Source organism: Hymenobacter fodinae (genome assembly GCF_004745825.1).
GTDB lineage: Bacteria > Bacteroidota > Bacteroidia > Cytophagales > Hymenobacteraceae > Hymenobacter > Hymenobacter fodinae.
The window spans coordinates 519,527-536,505 of sequence record NZ_SRLA01000002.1; the positions used below are offsets into that span (position 1 = coordinate 519,527).

Below are 16,979 nucleotides of genomic sequence, written 5' to 3' on the forward strand. Positions count from 1 at the left end.
CTAGTAACTGAAAGCTTGGGGATCAGCTAATTAATTCTATTTTACCTTCAGAATCCACTTCTGTCTGCTTTCAACCCAACACCTCACCCTATTCCCACCGCCCTGTATGATGAATATTCTTTACGTGGTGCCAGCGCTTGGTGTGCTGGCGTTGTTGTATACCTGGATGCGCTCCGGCTGGGTTACCCGACAAGATGCCGGTGATGACCGCATGCGGACTATTGCTGGCTACATTGCTGATGGGGCGTTGGCCTTTTTAAAAGCGGAGTACCGAGTGCTGACCATTTTTGGGTTGATTGCCAGTGCCTTCCTGTTTTATTTAGGCAGTACCGGGGAAAAGTCAAGCCCCATTATTGTGGGCGCTTTTCTGGTAGGGGCGGTATTCTCGGCGCTGGCGGGATTTATTGGGATGAAGATTGCCACCAAGGCTAATGTGCGCACGGCCCAGGCGGCGCGCACCAGTTTGAGTAATGCGCTGAACGTGTCGTTCTCGGGCGGCTCGGTGATGGGCATGGGCGTAGCTGGCCTAGCGGTTCTAGGCCTGGGTTCCCTCTTCATAGCGTTTTACCAACTGTTCGTAGTCAGTCAGAACGGCGGGGCCAATGGCGTTGAGATGGAAAAGGCCTTGGAAGTTCTAACAGGCTTCTCCCTGGGCGCTGAAAGCATTGCGCTCTTTGCGCGGGTAGGAGGGGGGATATACACAAAGGCAGCCGACGTAGGAGCTGACCTAGTAGGCAAAGTGGAAGCTGGCATTCCGGAAGATGATCCGCGCAACCCTGCTACTATTGCCGACAACGTAGGCGACAACGTAGGCGACGTAGCCGGCATGGGTGCTGACCTCTTCGGGTCCTATGTAGCCACTATTCTAGCTACAATGGTACTAGGTCGGGAAGTAGTAGCCCGCGGCGACCAGTTTCAGGGACTTTCCCCCATTCTGCTGCCCATGGTAATTGCGGGAATGGGTATTCTAGCCTCGCTGATTGGAATTTTGATGGTCCGGGTGAAGGAGAACGGCAATGTGCAAGGAGCTCTCAACCTGGGCAACTATATCTCGGTACTGGTGTCGGCGGTGGCTTCGTTCTTTGTTATTCGCTGGATGCTGCCCACCGAGGATCTAACCATTCGTGGTATCACCTTTAGTGCCATGAATGTGTTTTACGCCGTGCTGGTAGGCCTAGTCGTGGGTACGCTGATGAGCATTATTACCGAGTACTATACTGCTATGGGCAAGCGCCCAGTGCTGAGCATTGTGCGGCAGAGCAGCACGGGGCACGCCACTACCGTAATAGGCGGCCTAGCCGTGGGCATGGAATCGACGGTATTGCCCATCATTGTGCTAGCAGCCGGAATTGTGCTCAGCTACGAATGCGCCGGCTTGTATGGGGTGGCTATTGCGGCGGCTGGCATGATGGCTACCACGGCCATGCAGCTGGCCATTGATGCCTTTGGGCCTATTGCCGATAATGCTGGAGGTATAGCCGAGATGAGCGAACTGCCCAAGGAAGTGCGGGAGCGGACCGATATTCTGGATGCTGTGGGCAATACCACGGCCGCCACGGGCAAAGGCTTTGCCATTGCCTCGGCCGCGCTAACCTCCCTGGCCCTGTTTGCGGCATTTATGGGCACAGCCAATATTTCCTCCATTGATATCAGCAATGCGCGGGTACTGGGTGGGCTGTTCGTGGGGGCCATGATTCCGTTTATTTTCTCGGCGCTGGCTATTTCGGCGGTGGGGCGGGCAGCCATGGCCATGGTACAGGAAGTGCGGCGGCAGTTCCGCGAGATTCCGGGCATCATGGAAGGCACGGGCCGGCCGGAATACGAAAAGTGCGTGGCTATTTCCACCCAGGCTGCTATTCGGGAGATGATGCTGCCGGGCGCTATTGCCCTGATTGTGCCCATCATAATTGGGTTCAGCTTCGGGCCTGAGGTATTAGGCGGTACACTAGCCGGCGTCACGGTGTCGGGCGTGCTCATGGCCATGTTCCAAAGCAACGCCGGCGGCGCCTGGGATAATGCCAAGAAGTCGTTTGAGAAGGGTGTGATGATTGACGGTAAAATGGAGTTCAAAGGCTCCGACGCACATAAGGCTTCCGTAACCGGTGATACCGTCGGCGACCCATTTAAGGATACCTCCGGGCCTTCCATGAATATTCTAATTAAGCTCATGAGCATTGTGTCGCTGGTAATTGCCCCGCACATTGCCGCCCCCAGCCGGGCAGTAGCTGAGAAACAACCCGCTAAAACAGAGCTGCAGGCCCGGCCCAACGTGAAATATGCCGACCTCGCTCCCAAGGCAACCGACGCAATTTTTGTGCTGATGCGCCAGCTGTAATATGATCTAAATCCGGCGGTCGGGGGTGGCCTAAGCACTGCTGGGCTACCCCCGACTGAGTTACATTAAAATGAGTGAAGTAGGAGAGTAAGCAACCTAGCTCAACAAGTGGGGCAGCTTTTTCTACTACCTTTGGGGCCATCTTCGCCCAGGGCCCTAACCCCATACGGATGAATCCGGATCATATTTCGCTGCATAACAAGCAGTTTGAGCCATACTTGTCGGCTACCCAACTCGCCACGGCTATTCAGGAGCTTGCCACTCGCCTCACGCAAGACTATGCCGGCAAAACACCCTTGCTGGTGGCCGTGCTCAACGGCTCCTTCATGTTCGTGGCCGATTTGATGAAGGGCCTCAAGTTCGACTGTGAGGTGTCGTTTATCAAAGTGGCGTCTTACCAGGGCACTAGCAGCACAGGCAGCGTAAAAGAGGTTCTAGGCCTGTCCGAGGATATCAAAGACCGGCACGTCATCATAGTAGAAGACATCGTGGATACGGGCCACACCATGCGGATGCTGCTGGATACGCTTGCCGCCAAACAGCCCGCTTCGTTGGAGGTAGCCACCCTGTTCATGAAGCCAGAGTGCTTGCAGCATGAGCTGTCCATCCGGTACGTGGGCCTGAGCATCCCCAATGATTTTATTGTGGGCTATGGGCTTGACTATGATGGCCTAGGCCGAAACTACCCCGACGTTTACAAAGCAGTATAAGGTGCGCGCCAGCTAAAATTCGCTGGCCTGCGTACAGCGGCTTACCGCCGCATTGCTTATCTTTCCTCAACACCTCTTTTCCCTTCCCTCGCGAAACTACCTGCTTGCTATGCTGAATCTCGTACTCTTCGGCCCTCCCGGTGCCGGTAAAGGAACGCAAAGCCAGAAGCTGATTGCTCAATATAACCTGGTTCATCTTTCCACCGGCGACCTGCTGCGCGCGCAAATTGCGCAGGGCACTGAGCTAGGCCTCCGGGCAAAAAAACTGATGGACGAAGGTCTGTTGGTGCCCGATGAAGTGGTTATCGGCATGATTGACCACGCCCTGAAAAATAATAAGCAGGCGGCTGGCTTCATTTTCGATGGTTTCCCCCGGACGGTTCCCCAAGCCGAAAGCCTCGACCAACTGCTGTCTATCCATGACACTGGCGTGTCGTGCATGGTGGCGCTGGAAGTAGCCGAGGAGGAGCTGGTGAAGCGGTTACTGGAGCGTGGTAAGACCTCGGGCCGCCCCGACGACCAGGACGAAACTAAAATCCGTAAGCGCGTGACCGTGTACAATACCGAAACCGCGCAAGTGGCCGGATACTACGCGCAGCAGGGGAAATTTCACTCCTTGAACGGCATTGGCGCTATCGAAGACATTTACGGTCAGATATGCGCTATTCTGGATAAGCACCAGCCCGCCACGGCTCAAGACAGCCGGCAGGCAACCGACGAAGTAAAAGCGTAACTTTGCAGCTGCTACCCGCTTGGGTAGTGGCAGAATCCTCTGTCATCCTGACTATTCCGCGCGCTAAGCGGAGCAGTCAGGATGACTTTTTTTAAGTACGCGCTGTAGCATGGCTTCCAATAATTTCATCGATTACGTTAAGATCAACTGCCGCTCCGGTCGGGGCGGAGCTGGTTCCCACCATTTCTTCCGCGCCAAAGGCCTGCCGAATGGCGGACCCGATGGGGGCGACGGCGGCCGCGGTGGGCATATTATTCTGGAAGGCAACTCCCAGCTCTGGACGCTGCTACACCTGCAATACCAGAAACACCTGATTGCTAAGCCCGGCGAGAACGGCGGCGAGAACCTACGCACCGGCGCCCAAGGCGAGGATATTATTATTCAGGTGCCCCTGGGTACGGTGGCCCGCGACGCCGAAACCGGCGAGAAAAAGCTGGAGATAACCGAGGAAGGCCAGCGCCTCATCTTGACCCCTGGCGGGCGTGGTGGCCTAGGCAACGACCATTTTAAGTCGGCAACCAACCAGGCCCCCAGCTACGCCCAGCCCGGCGAGCCAGGCATTGATGAGTGGGTGATTCTGGAGCTGAAGCTGCTGGCCGATGTAGGCCTGGTAGGCTTCCCGAATGCCGGCAAGAGCACGCTGCTTTCGGTGGTTTCGGCCGCTAAGCCCAAAATTGCTGACTACGCTTTCACCACGCTCACGCCTAACCTGGGTGTAGTGGCCTACCGCGACTACAAGTCGTTTGTAATGGCCGACATTCCGGGCATTATTGAGGGTGCCGCTGAGGGTAAGGGCCTGGGTACACGCTTCCTGCGCCACATTGAGCGCAACTCTATTCTGCTGTTCATGATCAGCTGCGACTCCCCAGATATTGCGGCCGAGTATGGCGTGCTGCTCAATGAGTTGGAGCAGTTCAACCCAGAACTGCTGGACAAGAAGCGGCTGTTGGCTATTTCGAAGTCTGACATGCTGGATGAGGAGCTAGAAGAAGAAATCCGCGGAACGTTGCCCACTGATTTGCCTTCGGTATTCATTTCCAGCCTCACTAATAAGAACATTCAGAAGCTGAAGGACATGATTTGGGAGGCCTTACACGCTTAAAGTGCCGCTAGCCTATTGGTTGATCCTGGTATAAAGGATTATCGCTGTGACGGTCGTATTGGGTTAGGTAAACCTGACCGAAGTTCTTCGTCCAGCCCATCACTCTGGCTTCAATTCGTGCTTCAATTGGAAAACCATTGGGGTATTGTTGGTAATCCAGGTTCGGCACATGGATTATTTCTAACAAGGCTGACACATCACTTGGGAAACCATCCAGTTGCACAAAGACTCCGAAATAGAGAGTAGTAAGGATTTTACCTTTAACCGGGGTACCGGGCGGATATGCTTGAGCGAGTTGTTCACGAGCAAGTTGAGAAGTCATTCGTCATCCGTAGATGTTCAGCAATGTACGGCTTATACAGGCTGGCTGAACTAACTGCTCTTCTCTCGAGTTCCTGTGCCACAATGACAGCCAAAGCGGCTTTGGCAAACTCCTTGCGCCCCGTTTAGTGCTCAACGGCAACTCCCGTGAAAAACCCTTTCCGACGAATATTTACGAAAATGGCTGAAGATACCAACCTGCCCCAGGACGACAATCTGTCTGTTGACACCGACAACGCGGCTGGCGAACTGCAAGAAGAAGTAAACGCCCTCGATACCGAAAGCACTGAGGCAGCGCCGGAGCAGGGCTCTGGCAATGATGCTGAGCTGAACGCCTTGAAGGACAAATACCTGCGCTTGGCCGCCGAGTTTGAAAACTACAAGCGCCGCACCACTAAGGAGCGCGCCGACTTGTTCAAGACCGCGAACCAAGAGCTGATGGTGGCCTTGCTGCCCGTGCTTGATGACTTTGACCGGGCTCGTCACCATACTAAAGACACCGACGATGCCAACGCCGTGCGCGAAAGCATTGATATTATTTCCAATAAGCTCCAGAAAACCTTGAGCCAGAAGGGCCTGGCCCCCATGGACGCCAAAGGTGGCGCCTTCGACCCCGAGCTGCACGAAGCCATTACCCAGATTCCGGCTCCGTCGGAAGACCTGAAGGGCAAGATTGTAGACGAGATTGAAAAGGGTTACTACCTCGGCGATAAGGTAATCCGCCACGCCAAAGTGGTACTGGGCCAGTAACCGTAAACGACGCGCATTTCTATTGCCATGGCAACGAAGCGAGATTATTATGAGGTGCTAGGCGTAGCCAAAAACGCGTCGGGCGATGAAATTAAGAAGGCCTACCGCAAGGTGGCCATCAAGTTTCACCCCGATAAAAACCCCGACGACCCTACGGCCGAAGACAAGTTTAAGGAAGCTGCGGAGGCCTACGAGGTATTGTCGGACCAGAACAAGCGCGCCCGCTACGACCAGTACGGCCACCAAGGCATGGGTGGCAACGGCGGTGGCCCGAACATGGAAGATATTTTCTCCCAGTTCGGCGACATCTTCGGGGGCGGCGGCTTCGAAGGCTTCTTTGGCGGCGGAGGCCGCGGCCAGGGTGGCCGGCGCGTGCGCAAAGGTTCCAACCTGCGCATCAAGCTGAAGCTTGATCTGGAGGAAGTAGCCAATGGCGTTGAGAAGAAAATTAAGGTGAAGCGCTATGTGGCGTGTAACACCTGCTCGGGCACTGGCGCTAAGAACGGCACCGACCTGCGCGACTGTGGCACTTGCCACGGCCAGGGCCAAGTGAAGCGCGTGGTGAACACCATGCTAGGCCAGATGGTGAGCACCGCCACTTGCCCTACCTGTAACGGCGAAGGCAAAGTGGTAACCAGCAAGTGTGATGTCTGCCATGGCGAAGGCCGTCAGCTCCACGAGGAGGTTATTCCGATCAACATCCCGGCTGGTGTAGCAGAAGGCATGCAGCTTTCCATGAACGGCAAAGGCAACTACCCCGAGCGGGGGGGTGTGGCCGGCGACCTGCTCATTCAGATTGAAGAGGAGCCGCACGAGCTGCTCAAGCGCGACGGTAACAACATCATGTTCGAGCAGTACATCTCGTTCGTGGATGCGGCCCTGGGCGCGAGCATTGAGGTACCGACCATTGAGGGCAAGGTGAAGATCAAGGTAGACCCCGGTACCCAGCCTGGCAAAATCCTGCGCCTACGTGGCAAAGGCATCAAGGACATCAACGGCTACGGCCGCGGCGACCAGCTCATTCACCTCAGCGTGTGGACACCCAAGAACGTGACCGGCGAGGAGCGGGAGCTGCTGGAGAAGCTGCGTAATGCCCAGAACTTCACGCCTAACCCCGGCAAAAACGAGAAGGGCTTCTTCGAGAAAGTGAAGGAGTACTTCCAGTAAAAGCCGATTTCGCTCAGATGTAAACAGCCCGCTTTCCTTAGAGGAAAGCGGGCTGTTTTTTTGTAGGCCACCTTTTGCTGAAGTGATGCGCTAGCTTTTATCAATTAACTCAAGGGCTTTTTCTACCAACTCGTCGCGGCTTTCCCGGATACCTTTTAGGGTGGGGTGAGCTTCTACGTCGGGGATGATACCAATGCGTTGGGTTTCGCGGCCATCGGGGTAGTACACGCCCAGGCCCGAAATCATGGTGGAGAGGTTGCCGGGCAGAGTAATGTAAGACACGTTGCCATCGGCGCCGGCAGTGGTGCTACCGAGCACAGTGGCCCGGGGGGCTGTGCGCAGCGCCATAGTAGTGTACTCGGCCTGGCTCTGGGTTTGCTCATTCACCAAGATGATAACCTTACCTTGATAAGTCGGCTTATTGCCGGGCTTCACATACACGGGCTTGCCATATATAAACTGGCCGGGTTGTGGGAGAGAAGGACCCGTAAATTTTACGAATGGCGTGGGCTTTTCGAGGAGATAGGCGGAGAGTGTAAACACCACGAACTCGGAAGGGTAGTTGCGAATATCAATGACCAGCCCCTTCGTGTTCTGAAACGCCGACATGATAGCAGGCAACTGCTTATTCTGGATCTGGCCTAGCGTGATATAGCCTACATCAGGCCGCAAGAAGCGGTAAGAGCTATCAGCGGCGGTACCCCTGGGGGTATTCATAGCCGTAATACTTACCCGTTCAGCTTCTACGATGCGGGCCTCACCGTTGCGCACAATGCCTAAGCGGGCAGTACGTGTAGAACCGCGCAGCAACATGGCCGCCACATTGCGCAGGCGTGTGGGCTCGTTGGAAGCGGGGAACAGTAGCTGGCGCTGTTGTATCCAATCAGCCACCGTAACGCCATCCACAGATGTAATAATGTCGCCGGGCTGTAGGGGTGAAGGAGCCGCTAGGCCAGTCTGGCGGAGCTTGGCAACTACCGGCTGTTTACCCAAAAACTGCAGCTCTGCGGGCACCGTGTAAATGCCCCAGTAATCGGTCATGATTTTATCCTTGCCCCACAAGTTGGCGTGAGTGTCGTGCACGCGCTCAATGAGGCGTAGGGCAGCTAGCCTGTACTGTAAGGCATCGGGCGCGTCGGCAAACTGCGGGATAAACTCTTTAAGAACTGTCTGCCAGTCTTCGCCGATGGCATATTTATAGGGGAAGAAGTACTCTATCATGTTCCAGTACCGGAACAGGGCCAGCAGACGGTAACCCGCATCGGGGTACGACATATCGGCGTAGGCCTCTTCGTGCAGAAACGTAGCGTTACCGGCCTTGCCCTGACCCACGTAGTAGTGTTCCAATTTGGCCGGGTGGTCACGCAAGTACATCAGTTGCCGTTGCAGGTCTTGGCTCAACAGCTTGCTGTTAGATAGCCACCCCAGCGCGGGCTCCAGCTGCACCTGATCCTTGGGAACACGCTTAACGGCGGGCGTTGTAACGGGGGCTAGGCCAGCGAGCCAGGTGCCGAGCACCCGGCTGCGTTCCGGCTCATTCTTACTGGCTAGCACCGCCGGCATCACGCGGAAAAGCTCTTTGTCCCAGTTGTAGTTGCCGCTGGCTACGGCCGGGTGGTAGTACTTCACGAAGCCCCAAACCTGGCCTAGCACCGTGAGGTTCTCTACCTGTTGGGGCGTGAGCTTGCCGAGAGCAATGCGGGAGCCATGCTGGAAGGAGGTATCGGTTTGAGCCTTGAAAAGGGCATTAGGCTTCACGGAAGCTAACGGGGTATCGTCAATAGTCACCGCCAGGTTATCCAACCAAACGGTGCCGGCGCCCGCCAGAATGCCGCCAATGTAAATGTGCTCTACCTGCGCCGACAAGGGCAGCGTGATGCTGTACTGCTGCCAGTTGTGGGTGCCGCTAAGGTTGGTGTCCTGCATATTATCAAACTGCAGGGAGCCCTCGGCCCCGTCCAAGCGCATCCAGAGGCCCGCAAAGCCCTGCTGCACGTCCTGGGTTTTTAAGTAGCCTTTGAGCGTGATGGTGCGGCCTTTGTAGGTGCCCGGCAACTTGTAACACACCGCCCCAAAAGTGTTGGCTAGCCGCCCGGCACCCGACGCGATACGCAGGGAATGATGCCCCTCTTGGTACACGGTGCCATCGGCCTGCGCTTGGTAGCCGGCATCTAATGGTGCAGCGCCCTGCCGGATGCCGGGAGCCCAACCAAGAGGGAGCTGGCCTTCACCCGCCAGCTGTTCCATGGTAAGGTTAACCTGTTTGCCAGCGGAAGGCTGGGCCGGTAGCTCTAGGCTGGCACACAGTAGTGCGGTACAACACAGCCACGTGCGAGATAAAAGTGACATAGGCAGGAAATGATAAGAACGACGAGAATGAATAGGTAAACACAAGTATAAGAGACAATACTGCCTTGCAAGGTGGCATGCCCCGCGAAACCGCAGGAAGAGAGGCTGAGCAAAAATAATTTTTGGTGCGGCTGTAATGACTGGCCTGAACCGCCGACATATGGGGTGTACTTTGCTTTCTCTGTCTCTTCACTGTGCTAACGCCACCATCTGCCGAGCCTTTTGTGTCCCAGGTAAATGCGCACCAAGCGCTGCTGCACCGCATTTGCCGGATGTACTGCACTGATGCCGATGACCGGCAGGACTTGTACCAGGAGATTGTGCTGCAGCTCTGGCGCACCTGGCCTAGCTACCAAGGACGGGCCAAGTTCAGCACCTGGCTGTACCGGGTGGCCCTAAACGTAGCCATTTCTAGCCTGCGCCAGCGCACCCGCACCCCGAGGGCCGAGCATTTCGGCGACGTGGTGCTGGACGTAGCTCCGCCCCCCGACACCGGCCCCGATGCTGAAGACCTAGGCCAGTTGTACCACGCCATTGAGCGACTCTCAGACGTGGAAAAGGCCTTTGTGCTGCTGTACCTGGAAGAGCATACCTATGAGGAAATGGCCGACATCCTCGGTATCACTCAAAACAATGTGCGCGTGAAAATGCACCGCGTGCAAGACAAGCTTCGCCACCTGCTGACCCAACCCGCCTAATGGAACTCGATGATTTTCGCCGCCGCTGGCAGGAGCAGCCAGTTGAGCCCACGCAAACTTCACTAACCGAACGAAAACTACGCACTATGCTTACCAACCAAACCGACGGCCCCCTGGCTAAGATGAAACGCAATGCTACCCGCGACCTGCGGTTTCTGCTATTTGTGCTGATCATTAACGTCGGGAACGTGTTCAGCCTGACTAGGCGTCATGGCTTGGTAGAAGTACGCCCCGCATTGCTGGCGCTGGTACTAGTAATGGTGGCCTTTGTGGCTTGGAATATGATTACCCAATTGCGGGTGGTGCGGCAACTGCAGCAAGATACCGGCGCGGTGTATCAGCACCTCCGGACGCAAATTCAGCGGATTCGACAGTTAATGCATTGGCGTCGTTGGGCGGGAGGGGTGTTTCTGGTGGGGCTCATTACCATCATCTTCTATAGTCAGCGCAGTCAGCTGTGGTCAACGGTGCTGGCAAGTGTTAACTGGCGCACGGTGGCACTGATAGTTCTGGTAGCAGCGGCCTTGTGGGTGCTGTTCTGGGTAGGGGAGTATAAGCAGCAGCGCCGCTACGGACAGTACCTCGACCAGTTGGAAACGGCCCTTCGGGAACTGCAAAGCCCTCAATAGCTCCCGTTCAGGTCATGTTTCTGACAGTTCAGGCCAGTAATCTGCCGGTTGGTTGGAATTTATAGGCCTGCTTTATTGGGTTCCTGTAATATTACAGAAACAACTAATTCGCCTTTCTGCTGTGAAACCACCTATCCTCGAAGTGCGCGACGTGCGCAAGCAGTACGCCGCCCATACCGCCCTCGACGGCGTGAGCTTGTCCGTGCCGGAGGGCTCTATTTTCGGGCTGCTAGGCCCCAACGGTGCCGGTAAAACTTCCCTGATCCGCATCATCACCCAGATAACCGGTGCCGACACAGGTGAGGTATTGTTTCGGGGCGAGCGACTGAACCCCTCGCACATTGGGCGCATCGGGTACCTGCCCGAGGAGCGCGGACTCTACAAAAAAATGAAGGTAGGGGAGCAGCTCATGTACCTGGCCCAGCTCAAGGGCCTGAGCAAGGACGAAGCCCGCCAGAAAATCAAGGGCTGGCTGGAGCGTTTCGATATCAAGTCGTGGTCGGAGAAGAACATCGAAGACCTGAGCAAGGGCATGCAGCAGAAGGTGCAGTTTATTGCTACCGTGGTGCACGAGCCCGAGTTGGTGATTCTTGACGAGCCTTTCTCGGGCTTTGACCCCATCAACGCCAACCTGCTCAAAGACGAGATTTTGGCTATGCGCGACCGGGGTACCAGCATCATCTTCTCCACGCACCGCATGGAGTCGGTGGAGGAAATGTGCGACCATATTGCTCTCATCAACCGCAGCCGCAAGGTGCTCGATGGGCCCGTGCGCGAGGTTCGCAACGCCTACCGCGCCCAGACCTACGAGGTAGAAGGCACGGGCCACCTGATGATCACACATCCTGATTTTGAGGAGCTAGAGCAGTCGAAGCGTGAAAATGAGCATTTCCGCGTGCTGGTGAAGCTGCATGCTGGCACTACCCCCAACGACCTGCTACGTTACCTCATTGGGCCGGGCAACGTGGAGGTGCACGCCTTCCGGGAACTAGTGCCCAGCATCAACGACATCTTCATCCGGCGTGTGCGCGAAACTCAGCCCGACTACGTGCCCGAAACCGATACTGCCCTGGCCTAGCGCGAGCCTCTTTCCCTTCTGCATCTGAAACTACCTTTACTATGTCGAAAATTTGGTTGATTGCGCAGCGCGAGTACCTAACCCGGGTGCGCAAAAAGAGCTTTCTGATAATGTCGTTGCTGGGGCCGCTGCTCACGGCCGGCATATTTGCCGTGCCTGTGCTCATTGCTACCCTGTCGGATAAGGACAAGGTGGTAGCCGTGGCCGACGCCGGCGGGCTGTTCGCGGACAAGCTACCCGAAGCCCAGAACGATATCACGTTCAAGCGCGTGTCGGCGGACCTGCCTACCGCTAAGGCGGAGTTCAACAAAGCCAAGTACGATGCCCTGCTGTACGTGCCCAAGCTGGACATCGCTAACCCCGACGGGTTTCAGGTGTTTTCGCGCAAGGGCCTGGGTATGACACTGCAACGGGACATTGAGCGCTCCGTCGAAAATGCGGTAGAGGCCCAGCGCCTCAAAAATGCCGGCCTCGACCAAGCCGTGCTGAAGACCATGAAGGCCGATGTGAGCCTGAAAACCATTAGTTTAAGTGAAGACGGGGAGCGGAGTTCCAGCACTGGCATAAGCACCGGAGTGGCCTACTTGTGCGGCTTCCTGATTTACATGTTCATCTTCATCTACGGCATCCAGATTATGCGCGGGGTGATGGAGGAGAAGACCAACCGCATTGTGGAAGTGGTTATTTCCTCCGTGAAACCCTTCCAGCTGATGATGGGCAAAGTGCTGGGCATTGCTGGGGTAGGTTTCACGCAGCTAGCATTATGGGTGGTTCTGTCGTTTGGCATTACTTCGGCCATTGCAGGCTCCGTCAGCCCCGATAAGATTGTGCAAAACCGCGTGGAGCGGGTAAATGCCGCCGCTGGTGCCACTGCCACGGTGCAAGCCAAAAGCACTAAATCGGAAGGCAACGAAATCGTGAAGGCATTCAAAGAAGCTGATCTTAACTTCGGGATGATTGCCGGCTGCTTCCTGTTTTATTTCCTGGGGGGCTACCTGTTCTACGGCGCCCTGTTCGGAGCCATTGGCTCGGCCGTGGACAGCGAAACGGACACCCAGCAGTTTATGATGCCCGTGACCATGCCCCTGGTACTCACCTTCGTGGTGGCCCAGGCAACTCTCACCACTAACCCTAACGGGCAGGTAGCCTTCTGGATGTCGATGATTCCGTTTACCTCTCCCATTGCCATGATGATGCGCCTGCCCTTTGGGGGCGTACCCATGTGGCAGCTAGGCCTGTCGATGCTCCTGCTGATTGCCGGCTTCTTGGGCACCATTTGGCTGGCCGGCCGCATCTACCGCGTGGGTATTCTGATGTACGGCAAGAAAGTAACCTACGGCGAACTGTCGAAGTGGCTGTTTTATAAAGGCTAGCCCAGTTTCTGACTAAACCGGTACTGAACGTAGAAAGCCCTGGTAGCTGTTGTAACGCAGCCGCCAGGGCTTTGTGCTACCTTTCGCCCCCGGCTAACTAGGCCATTCTGCTTTGCTTGCTTTCCAAATGATCAGAAAACTCCTGCTGCTTCCGCTGCTTTTCCTGCTGCTCAGCTTCACGATGAAGGACGATAAACCGGCTTACCGCCTGTTCACGGCCGCTGGCAAACCAGTGGCCTACGACAAGATGCTGAAGGATCTGGCCGCTGCCGACGTGGTATTCTTCGGCGAGCAGCACAACGACCCCATTGCCCACTGGCTGGAGCTGCAACTCACCAAAGATTTGCTGCGCCTGAAGCAGGGTCAGGTGGTGCTAGGCCTAGAGATGTTTGAGCGCGACGTGCAGCCCTTGGTAGATCAGTACGCCACCGGCGAGCTAACCGATAAGGAGTTTGAGGAACAGAGCCGCCCCTGGCCCAACTACGCCACCGACTACAAGCCCCTGCTGCTGCTGGCCAAACAGCAGAAGTTTCGGGTGGTGGGTACCAACGTGCCGCGCCGCTACGCCTCGCAAGTAGCCAAGGGCAGCCTTACGGCACTCAATGAACTGCCTGCGGAAGAAAAAGCCTGGCTAGTGCCCCTGCCCATGCAGGTTGATTACGAGCTGCCCGGCTACAAGAATATGGCGAAGATGTTCGGGGGCGATGCGGCCCACGCCGCCGGCGTGCAGAACATAATCCAAGCTCAGGCCCTCAAGGATGCCACCATGGCCCACTTCCTCAACCAGGCCCGCCCAGCAGGTCACCTATTGCTTCATCTCAACGGCAGCTACCACTCTGATAATCACGACGGCATATTGGCCTACTTGCGGCAAACCAACCCCAAGCTGAAAGTTCTCACCATCAGTACGGTATTGCAGGAGCAGCTTGCCAAGCTAGATAAGGAAAATGAGCAGAAAGCCGACTTTGTGCTGGTAGTGCCTCAGGACATGACCCGCACCTACTAGGGCAGTTGCTAAGCCTGAGTTAAAATACCGCAAGCTTTTGCAGCTGCCGCCTGGCCTAACGGCATACGCCACTGTACCAAATCAAGTGGCCTAGGCGTAGAAAGTACCCGTTACCAACCCTCCTTCACCATGCTTTCCACGCAGAATTACACCAGCCTCCCGGATAAAGAAACCCTGCAACGCATCTGCCGATCCATTGCGGCCCTCGAGGCCATCGTGTCGCCGGAGTGGGAGTACCGCTATTACTCCTACGACTCGAATTGGGGGGCAGGAGAGGAGGTGTTTGAGATGAATGACGGGGAAGGTGACCAGATGCTGGTGCTGTTTCGGCCGGAAGGGTGCGTGATAAACGGGTATGCTGATGGCCTCGATGAGCCGGAAAAGGAGCCGCTCACCAAAGGGCTGCCCGCTGCCTTCCATGAATTTATCTTCGGAGAGCCAGTAAACTCCATTGGCACCACCTTCTGCCTCTGGACCAACGACCAGGGCCAGTGGCAAACCGGCGAACTGACCACCGACGAAGATGGCTCCGCTGAGATGCTGCCTATTCTGGATGGCGACCCGCAAACCTACGTGGCCTGGGCCCAGGAATACTACGAGCCAGAAACTCTGCCCGACAAAGGTATATCGGTAGAGGCAGTGCGCCAGGTGTACGCCGGCGAAACCCTCACCCGCGAGCTAGTGCTGGCCATCACCAAGCACGTGCCCGACTGGGACCAGCTCCAACAAGACCTCACCGAAATTCAATATCCTTACAGCTTCGACTAGCGAACGGTCGCGCTTGAGCGTGTTGCCATTGCATTAGGAATAGGAAAAAACAGGGTGAGCATAATTTTTTTAGTGTTTTTTAACCGTTGCCGCCAGTAGCCGGCTAGGCTGACCGCATTGGCCAGGGGCAGGATTAGCCTTGGGGTTACGTGTGTAGTAAGTGTATGGCAATTGCCTAAAACAGGCCTTATCTGATACTAGAGCATGTTTTTTGACTGGACTTCGGGCGGCAAAGTGCGTATGTTGGGGTACGTCAACCCGCCTTTCGTCTGCCTATCGTCCGAATTTTACTTCTACTGCTCCGCTGTGTTTCAGATCTGCATGAGGCAACTCATGGGAGAGTAGTTGTGGTATGGAGTAGTCAAGCGAAAAGCGGCCGCCCTTCGGGGTGGCCGTTGTCGTTTCTGCGCTTACCTATTGCCTTGCTCCGCTCTAGTTTCCACCAAACCCCACCAAAACACCATGAAAAAGTTCTTACTAACCACCCTGGGCGCAGCCGCCCTCAGCCTGCTAGGCCACCTCAAAGCCGAAGCGCAAACCTACCAGCAAGTGTGGGCCGATGAGTTTACTAACGGTATCAGCTCTAGCTGGGTATTTGAAACCGGCGGCGGCGGCTGGGGCAACAACGAGAAGCAGTATTACCAGCGCGCCAATGCCTCCGTGGTTAATGGTATACTGCAGATTACGGCCAAGAAGGAGACGGTGGGTGGCATGCCGTACACCTCCTCCCGTATGAAAACGCAGGGGCTGAAGGAGTTCAAGTACGGCAAGATTGAGGCCCGCATGAAACTGCCGCTAGGCCAGGGGCTGTGGCCCGCCTTCTGGATGCTGGGCTCCAACATCAATACTGTAAGCTGGCCGGCCTGCGGCGAAATTGATGTGATGGAGCACATCAACTCCGAAAACAAAGTGTACGGCACCGTGCACTGGGACAGCAACGGCCACGCCGAGTACGGCGGCAACATCATCACCACGCCCCAGGATTATCACGTGTATGCAGTTGAGTGGGATGCCAATGCTATCAAGTGGTTTGTGGATGGCACCAAGTACCACGAAATCAACATTGCCAACGGCACGGGCAGCACCGAGGAGTTTCAGCGGCCCTTCTTTCTGCTGCTGAACCTGGCCGTAGCCGGCAACTGGCCCGGCCAAACCGTGGACGAAAGCAAGCTGCCCGCCACCATGTACGTCGATTACGTGCGGGTGTACCAGCTGACTTCTACGCCGCCCACCACCCCATCCGTCACGCTGCAGGCCGAGAGCTACAGCTCCATGAACGGTGTGCAAACCGAAGCCTGCTCCGATACGGGCGGGGGCCAGAACGTGGCCTACATTGATGCCGGCGACTGGATGGCCTACAGCAACGTCAACTTCCCTACCTCGGGCGCCTACACTATTGAGTATCGCGTGGCCAGCCCCAGCGGCGGCACGTTGTCGTCGGACTTGAACGCTGGCGCTATTCAGCTGGGCAACACCACGGTGCCCGCTACCGGTGGATGGCAGAACTGGACCACCGTCTCCAAGACCGTAAACGTAAATGCCGGCACCTACAACTTCGGCGTTTTCGCGCAAACCGGCGGCTGGAATATTAACTGGATCCGGATTACGAAGGCTACCACCACGGCCCTGACCGCTACGCAAACGGCGTCGGCGGTAGGTGCTGACGAGGCTTCTCACGTCCGGACGACTGGCCTACAGGTGTACCCCAACCCCGTAGAAAACGGCAGCCTGCGCATTCAAACGGCTGCGCAAGTGGCGGGCAGCCGCTACCAGATTACCGATGCCGTGGGCCGCACCGTGAGCAGTGGGCAGCTGCAGACGGAAAGCATCGACGTATCAGCCCTGAAAAAAGGCGTTTACCAACTGACCCTTACTACCGCCGATAACCAGCAGCTCACGCAACGGTTTATCAAATAGCGCGTCCGTAGGCTGTCTTTCTGAGCTATTAGCCGGGCACTGT

Annotated in this window: 15 protein-coding genes; 13 read left to right on the plus strand and 2 right to left on the minus strand. The window is 56.2% G+C overall.

Annotated elements, in window-relative coordinates:
- Nucleotides 1-106: 106 nt before the first annotated feature.
- The 4 genes from EU556_RS09440 (at nucleotide 107) to obgE (ending at nucleotide 4,880) form a co-directional block, all read left to right on the plus strand.
- The gene (locus EU556_RS09440; protein WP_135433534.1) at nucleotides 107-2,335 is read left to right on the plus strand and encodes a sodium-translocating pyrophosphatase; all 2,229 of its coding nucleotides are present in this window, start codon (nucleotides 107-109) and stop codon (nucleotides 2,333-2,335) included.
- Between the two features lie 170 nt (nucleotides 2,336-2,505).
- Nucleotides 2,506-3,045 carry a hypoxanthine phosphoribosyltransferase gene (hpt, locus tag EU556_RS09445; RefSeq protein WP_135433536.1) on the plus strand — a complete coding sequence of 180 codons (540 nt, stop codon included), beginning with the start codon at nucleotides 2,506-2,508 and terminating at the stop codon, nucleotides 3,043-3,045.
- Between the two features lie 109 nt (nucleotides 3,046-3,154).
- Complete coding sequence (locus tag EU556_RS09450; RefSeq protein WP_135433537.1) at nucleotides 3,155-3,778, plus strand: adenylate kinase; 624 nt, start codon at nucleotides 3,155-3,157, stop codon at nucleotides 3,776-3,778.
- A 109-nt stretch (nucleotides 3,779-3,887) separates the two neighbouring features.
- The gene (gene obgE / locus EU556_RS09455; protein WP_135433539.1) at nucleotides 3,888-4,880 is read left to right on the plus strand and encodes a GTPase ObgE; all 993 of its coding nucleotides are present in this window, start codon (nucleotides 3,888-3,890) and stop codon (nucleotides 4,878-4,880) included.
- 7 nt (nucleotides 4,881-4,887) lie between these two features.
- Here obgE and EU556_RS09460 read toward each other — a convergent pair whose 3' ends face one another.
- Nucleotides 4,888-5,202, minus strand: a complete 315-nt coding sequence (locus EU556_RS09460) for a hypothetical protein (RefSeq protein WP_135433541.1) — start codon at nucleotides 5,200-5,202, stop codon at nucleotides 4,888-4,890.
- 179 nt (nucleotides 5,203-5,381) lie between these two features.
- On the opposite strand from EU556_RS09460, the gene EU556_RS09465 reads away from it, so the two are divergent.
- Nucleotides 5,382-5,951 carry a nucleotide exchange factor GrpE gene (locus EU556_RS09465; protein WP_135433542.1) on the plus strand — a complete coding sequence of 190 codons (570 nt, stop codon included), beginning with the start codon at nucleotides 5,382-5,384 and terminating at the stop codon, nucleotides 5,949-5,951.
- Between the two features lie 27 nt (nucleotides 5,952-5,978).
- Nucleotides 5,979-7,118, plus strand: coding sequence for a molecular chaperone DnaJ (dnaJ, locus tag EU556_RS09470; RefSeq protein ID WP_135433544.1), 1,140 nt, complete (start codon nucleotides 5,979-5,981; stop codon nucleotides 7,116-7,118).
- Nucleotides 7,119-7,208: 90 nt separating this feature from the next.
- Here the strand turns inward: dnaJ and EU556_RS09475 are convergent, their stop codons facing one another.
- Entirely contained in the window at nucleotides 7,209-9,467 is a 2,259-nt protein-coding gene (locus EU556_RS09475; protein ID WP_135433546.1) for a S41 family peptidase, read from the minus strand.
- 224 nt (nucleotides 9,468-9,691) lie between these two features.
- On the opposite strand from EU556_RS09475, the gene EU556_RS09480 reads away from it, so the two are divergent.
- The 7 genes from EU556_RS09480 to EU556_RS09510 all read left to right on the plus strand — a co-directional run bounded on the left by EU556_RS09480 (nucleotide 9,692) and on the right by EU556_RS09510 (nucleotide 16,936).
- The gene (locus tag EU556_RS09480) at nucleotides 9,692-10,165 is read left to right on the plus strand and encodes an RNA polymerase sigma factor (protein ID WP_245327546.1); all 474 of its coding nucleotides are present in this window, start codon (nucleotides 9,692-9,694) and stop codon (nucleotides 10,163-10,165) included.
- An 86-nt stretch (nucleotides 10,166-10,251) separates the two neighbouring features.
- Complete coding sequence (locus tag EU556_RS09485; RefSeq protein WP_210116255.1) at nucleotides 10,252-10,794, plus strand: hypothetical protein; 543 nt, start codon at nucleotides 10,252-10,254, stop codon at nucleotides 10,792-10,794.
- 121 nt (nucleotides 10,795-10,915) lie between these two features.
- Entirely contained in the window at nucleotides 10,916-11,872 is a 957-nt protein-coding gene (locus EU556_RS09490) for an ABC transporter ATP-binding protein (RefSeq protein WP_135433550.1), read from the plus strand.
- Nucleotides 11,873-11,913: 41 nt separating this feature from the next.
- On the plus strand, nucleotides 11,914-13,245 hold the full coding sequence (locus EU556_RS09495; RefSeq protein ID WP_135433552.1) for an ABC transporter permease: 1,332 nt from the start codon (nucleotides 11,914-11,916) through the stop codon (nucleotides 13,243-13,245).
- A gap of 127 nt (nucleotides 13,246-13,372) precedes the next feature.
- On the plus strand, nucleotides 13,373-14,251 hold the full coding sequence (locus EU556_RS09500; RefSeq protein ID WP_167855526.1) for a ChaN family lipoprotein: 879 nt from the start codon (nucleotides 13,373-13,375) through the stop codon (nucleotides 14,249-14,251).
- A 129-nt stretch (nucleotides 14,252-14,380) separates the two neighbouring features.
- Entirely contained in the window at nucleotides 14,381-15,019 is a 639-nt protein-coding gene (locus EU556_RS09505) for a hypothetical protein (RefSeq protein WP_135433554.1), read from the plus strand.
- A 462-nt stretch (nucleotides 15,020-15,481) separates the two neighbouring features.
- Entirely contained in the window at nucleotides 15,482-16,936 is a 1,455-nt protein-coding gene (locus EU556_RS09510; protein WP_135433556.1) for a carbohydrate-binding protein, read from the plus strand.
- The last annotated feature ends 43 nt before the right edge of the window (nucleotides 16,937-16,979 follow it).

Excerpts from the sequence above, each read along its gene's own strand:
- EU556_RS09465 (WP_135433542.1), top strand. The coding sequence starts at position 5,382 with ATGGCTGAAGATACCAACCTGCCCCAGGACGACAATCTGTCTGTTGAC.
- dnaJ (WP_135433544.1), top strand. The coding sequence starts at position 5,979 with ATGGCAACGAAGCGAGATTATTATGAGGTGCTAGGCGTAGCCAAAAAC.
- EU556_RS09450 (WP_135433537.1), top strand. The coding sequence starts at position 3,155 with ATGCTGAATCTCGTACTCTTCGGCCCTCCCGGTGCCGGTAAAGGAACG.
- EU556_RS09460 (WP_135433541.1), bottom strand. The coding sequence starts at position 5,202 with ATGACTTCTCAACTTGCTCGTGAACAACTCGCTCAAGCATATCCGCCC.
- EU556_RS09500 (WP_167855526.1), top strand. The coding sequence starts at position 13,373 with ATGATCAGAAAACTCCTGCTGCTTCCGCTGCTTTTCCTGCTGCTCAGC.
- EU556_RS09440 (WP_135433534.1), top strand. The coding sequence starts at position 107 with ATGATGAATATTCTTTACGTGGTGCCAGCGCTTGGTGTGCTGGCGTTG.
- EU556_RS09485 (WP_210116255.1), top strand. The coding sequence starts at position 10,252 with ATGCTTACCAACCAAACCGACGGCCCCCTGGCTAAGATGAAACGCAAT.
- hpt (WP_135433536.1), top strand. The coding sequence starts at position 2,506 with ATGAATCCGGATCATATTTCGCTGCATAACAAGCAGTTTGAGCCATAC.
- EU556_RS09495 (WP_135433552.1), top strand. The coding sequence starts at position 11,914 with ATGTCGAAAATTTGGTTGATTGCGCAGCGCGAGTACCTAACCCGGGTG.
- EU556_RS09510 (WP_135433556.1), top strand. The coding sequence starts at position 15,482 with ATGAAAAAGTTCTTACTAACCACCCTGGGCGCAGCCGCCCTCAGCCTG.
- obgE (WP_135433539.1), top strand. The coding sequence starts at position 3,888 with ATGGCTTCCAATAATTTCATCGATTACGTTAAGATCAACTGCCGCTCC.
- EU556_RS09475 (WP_135433546.1), bottom strand. The coding sequence starts at position 9,467 with ATGTCACTTTTATCTCGCACGTGGCTGTGTTGTACCGCACTACTGTGT.
- EU556_RS09505 (WP_135433554.1), top strand. The coding sequence starts at position 14,381 with ATGCTTTCCACGCAGAATTACACCAGCCTCCCGGATAAAGAAACCCTG.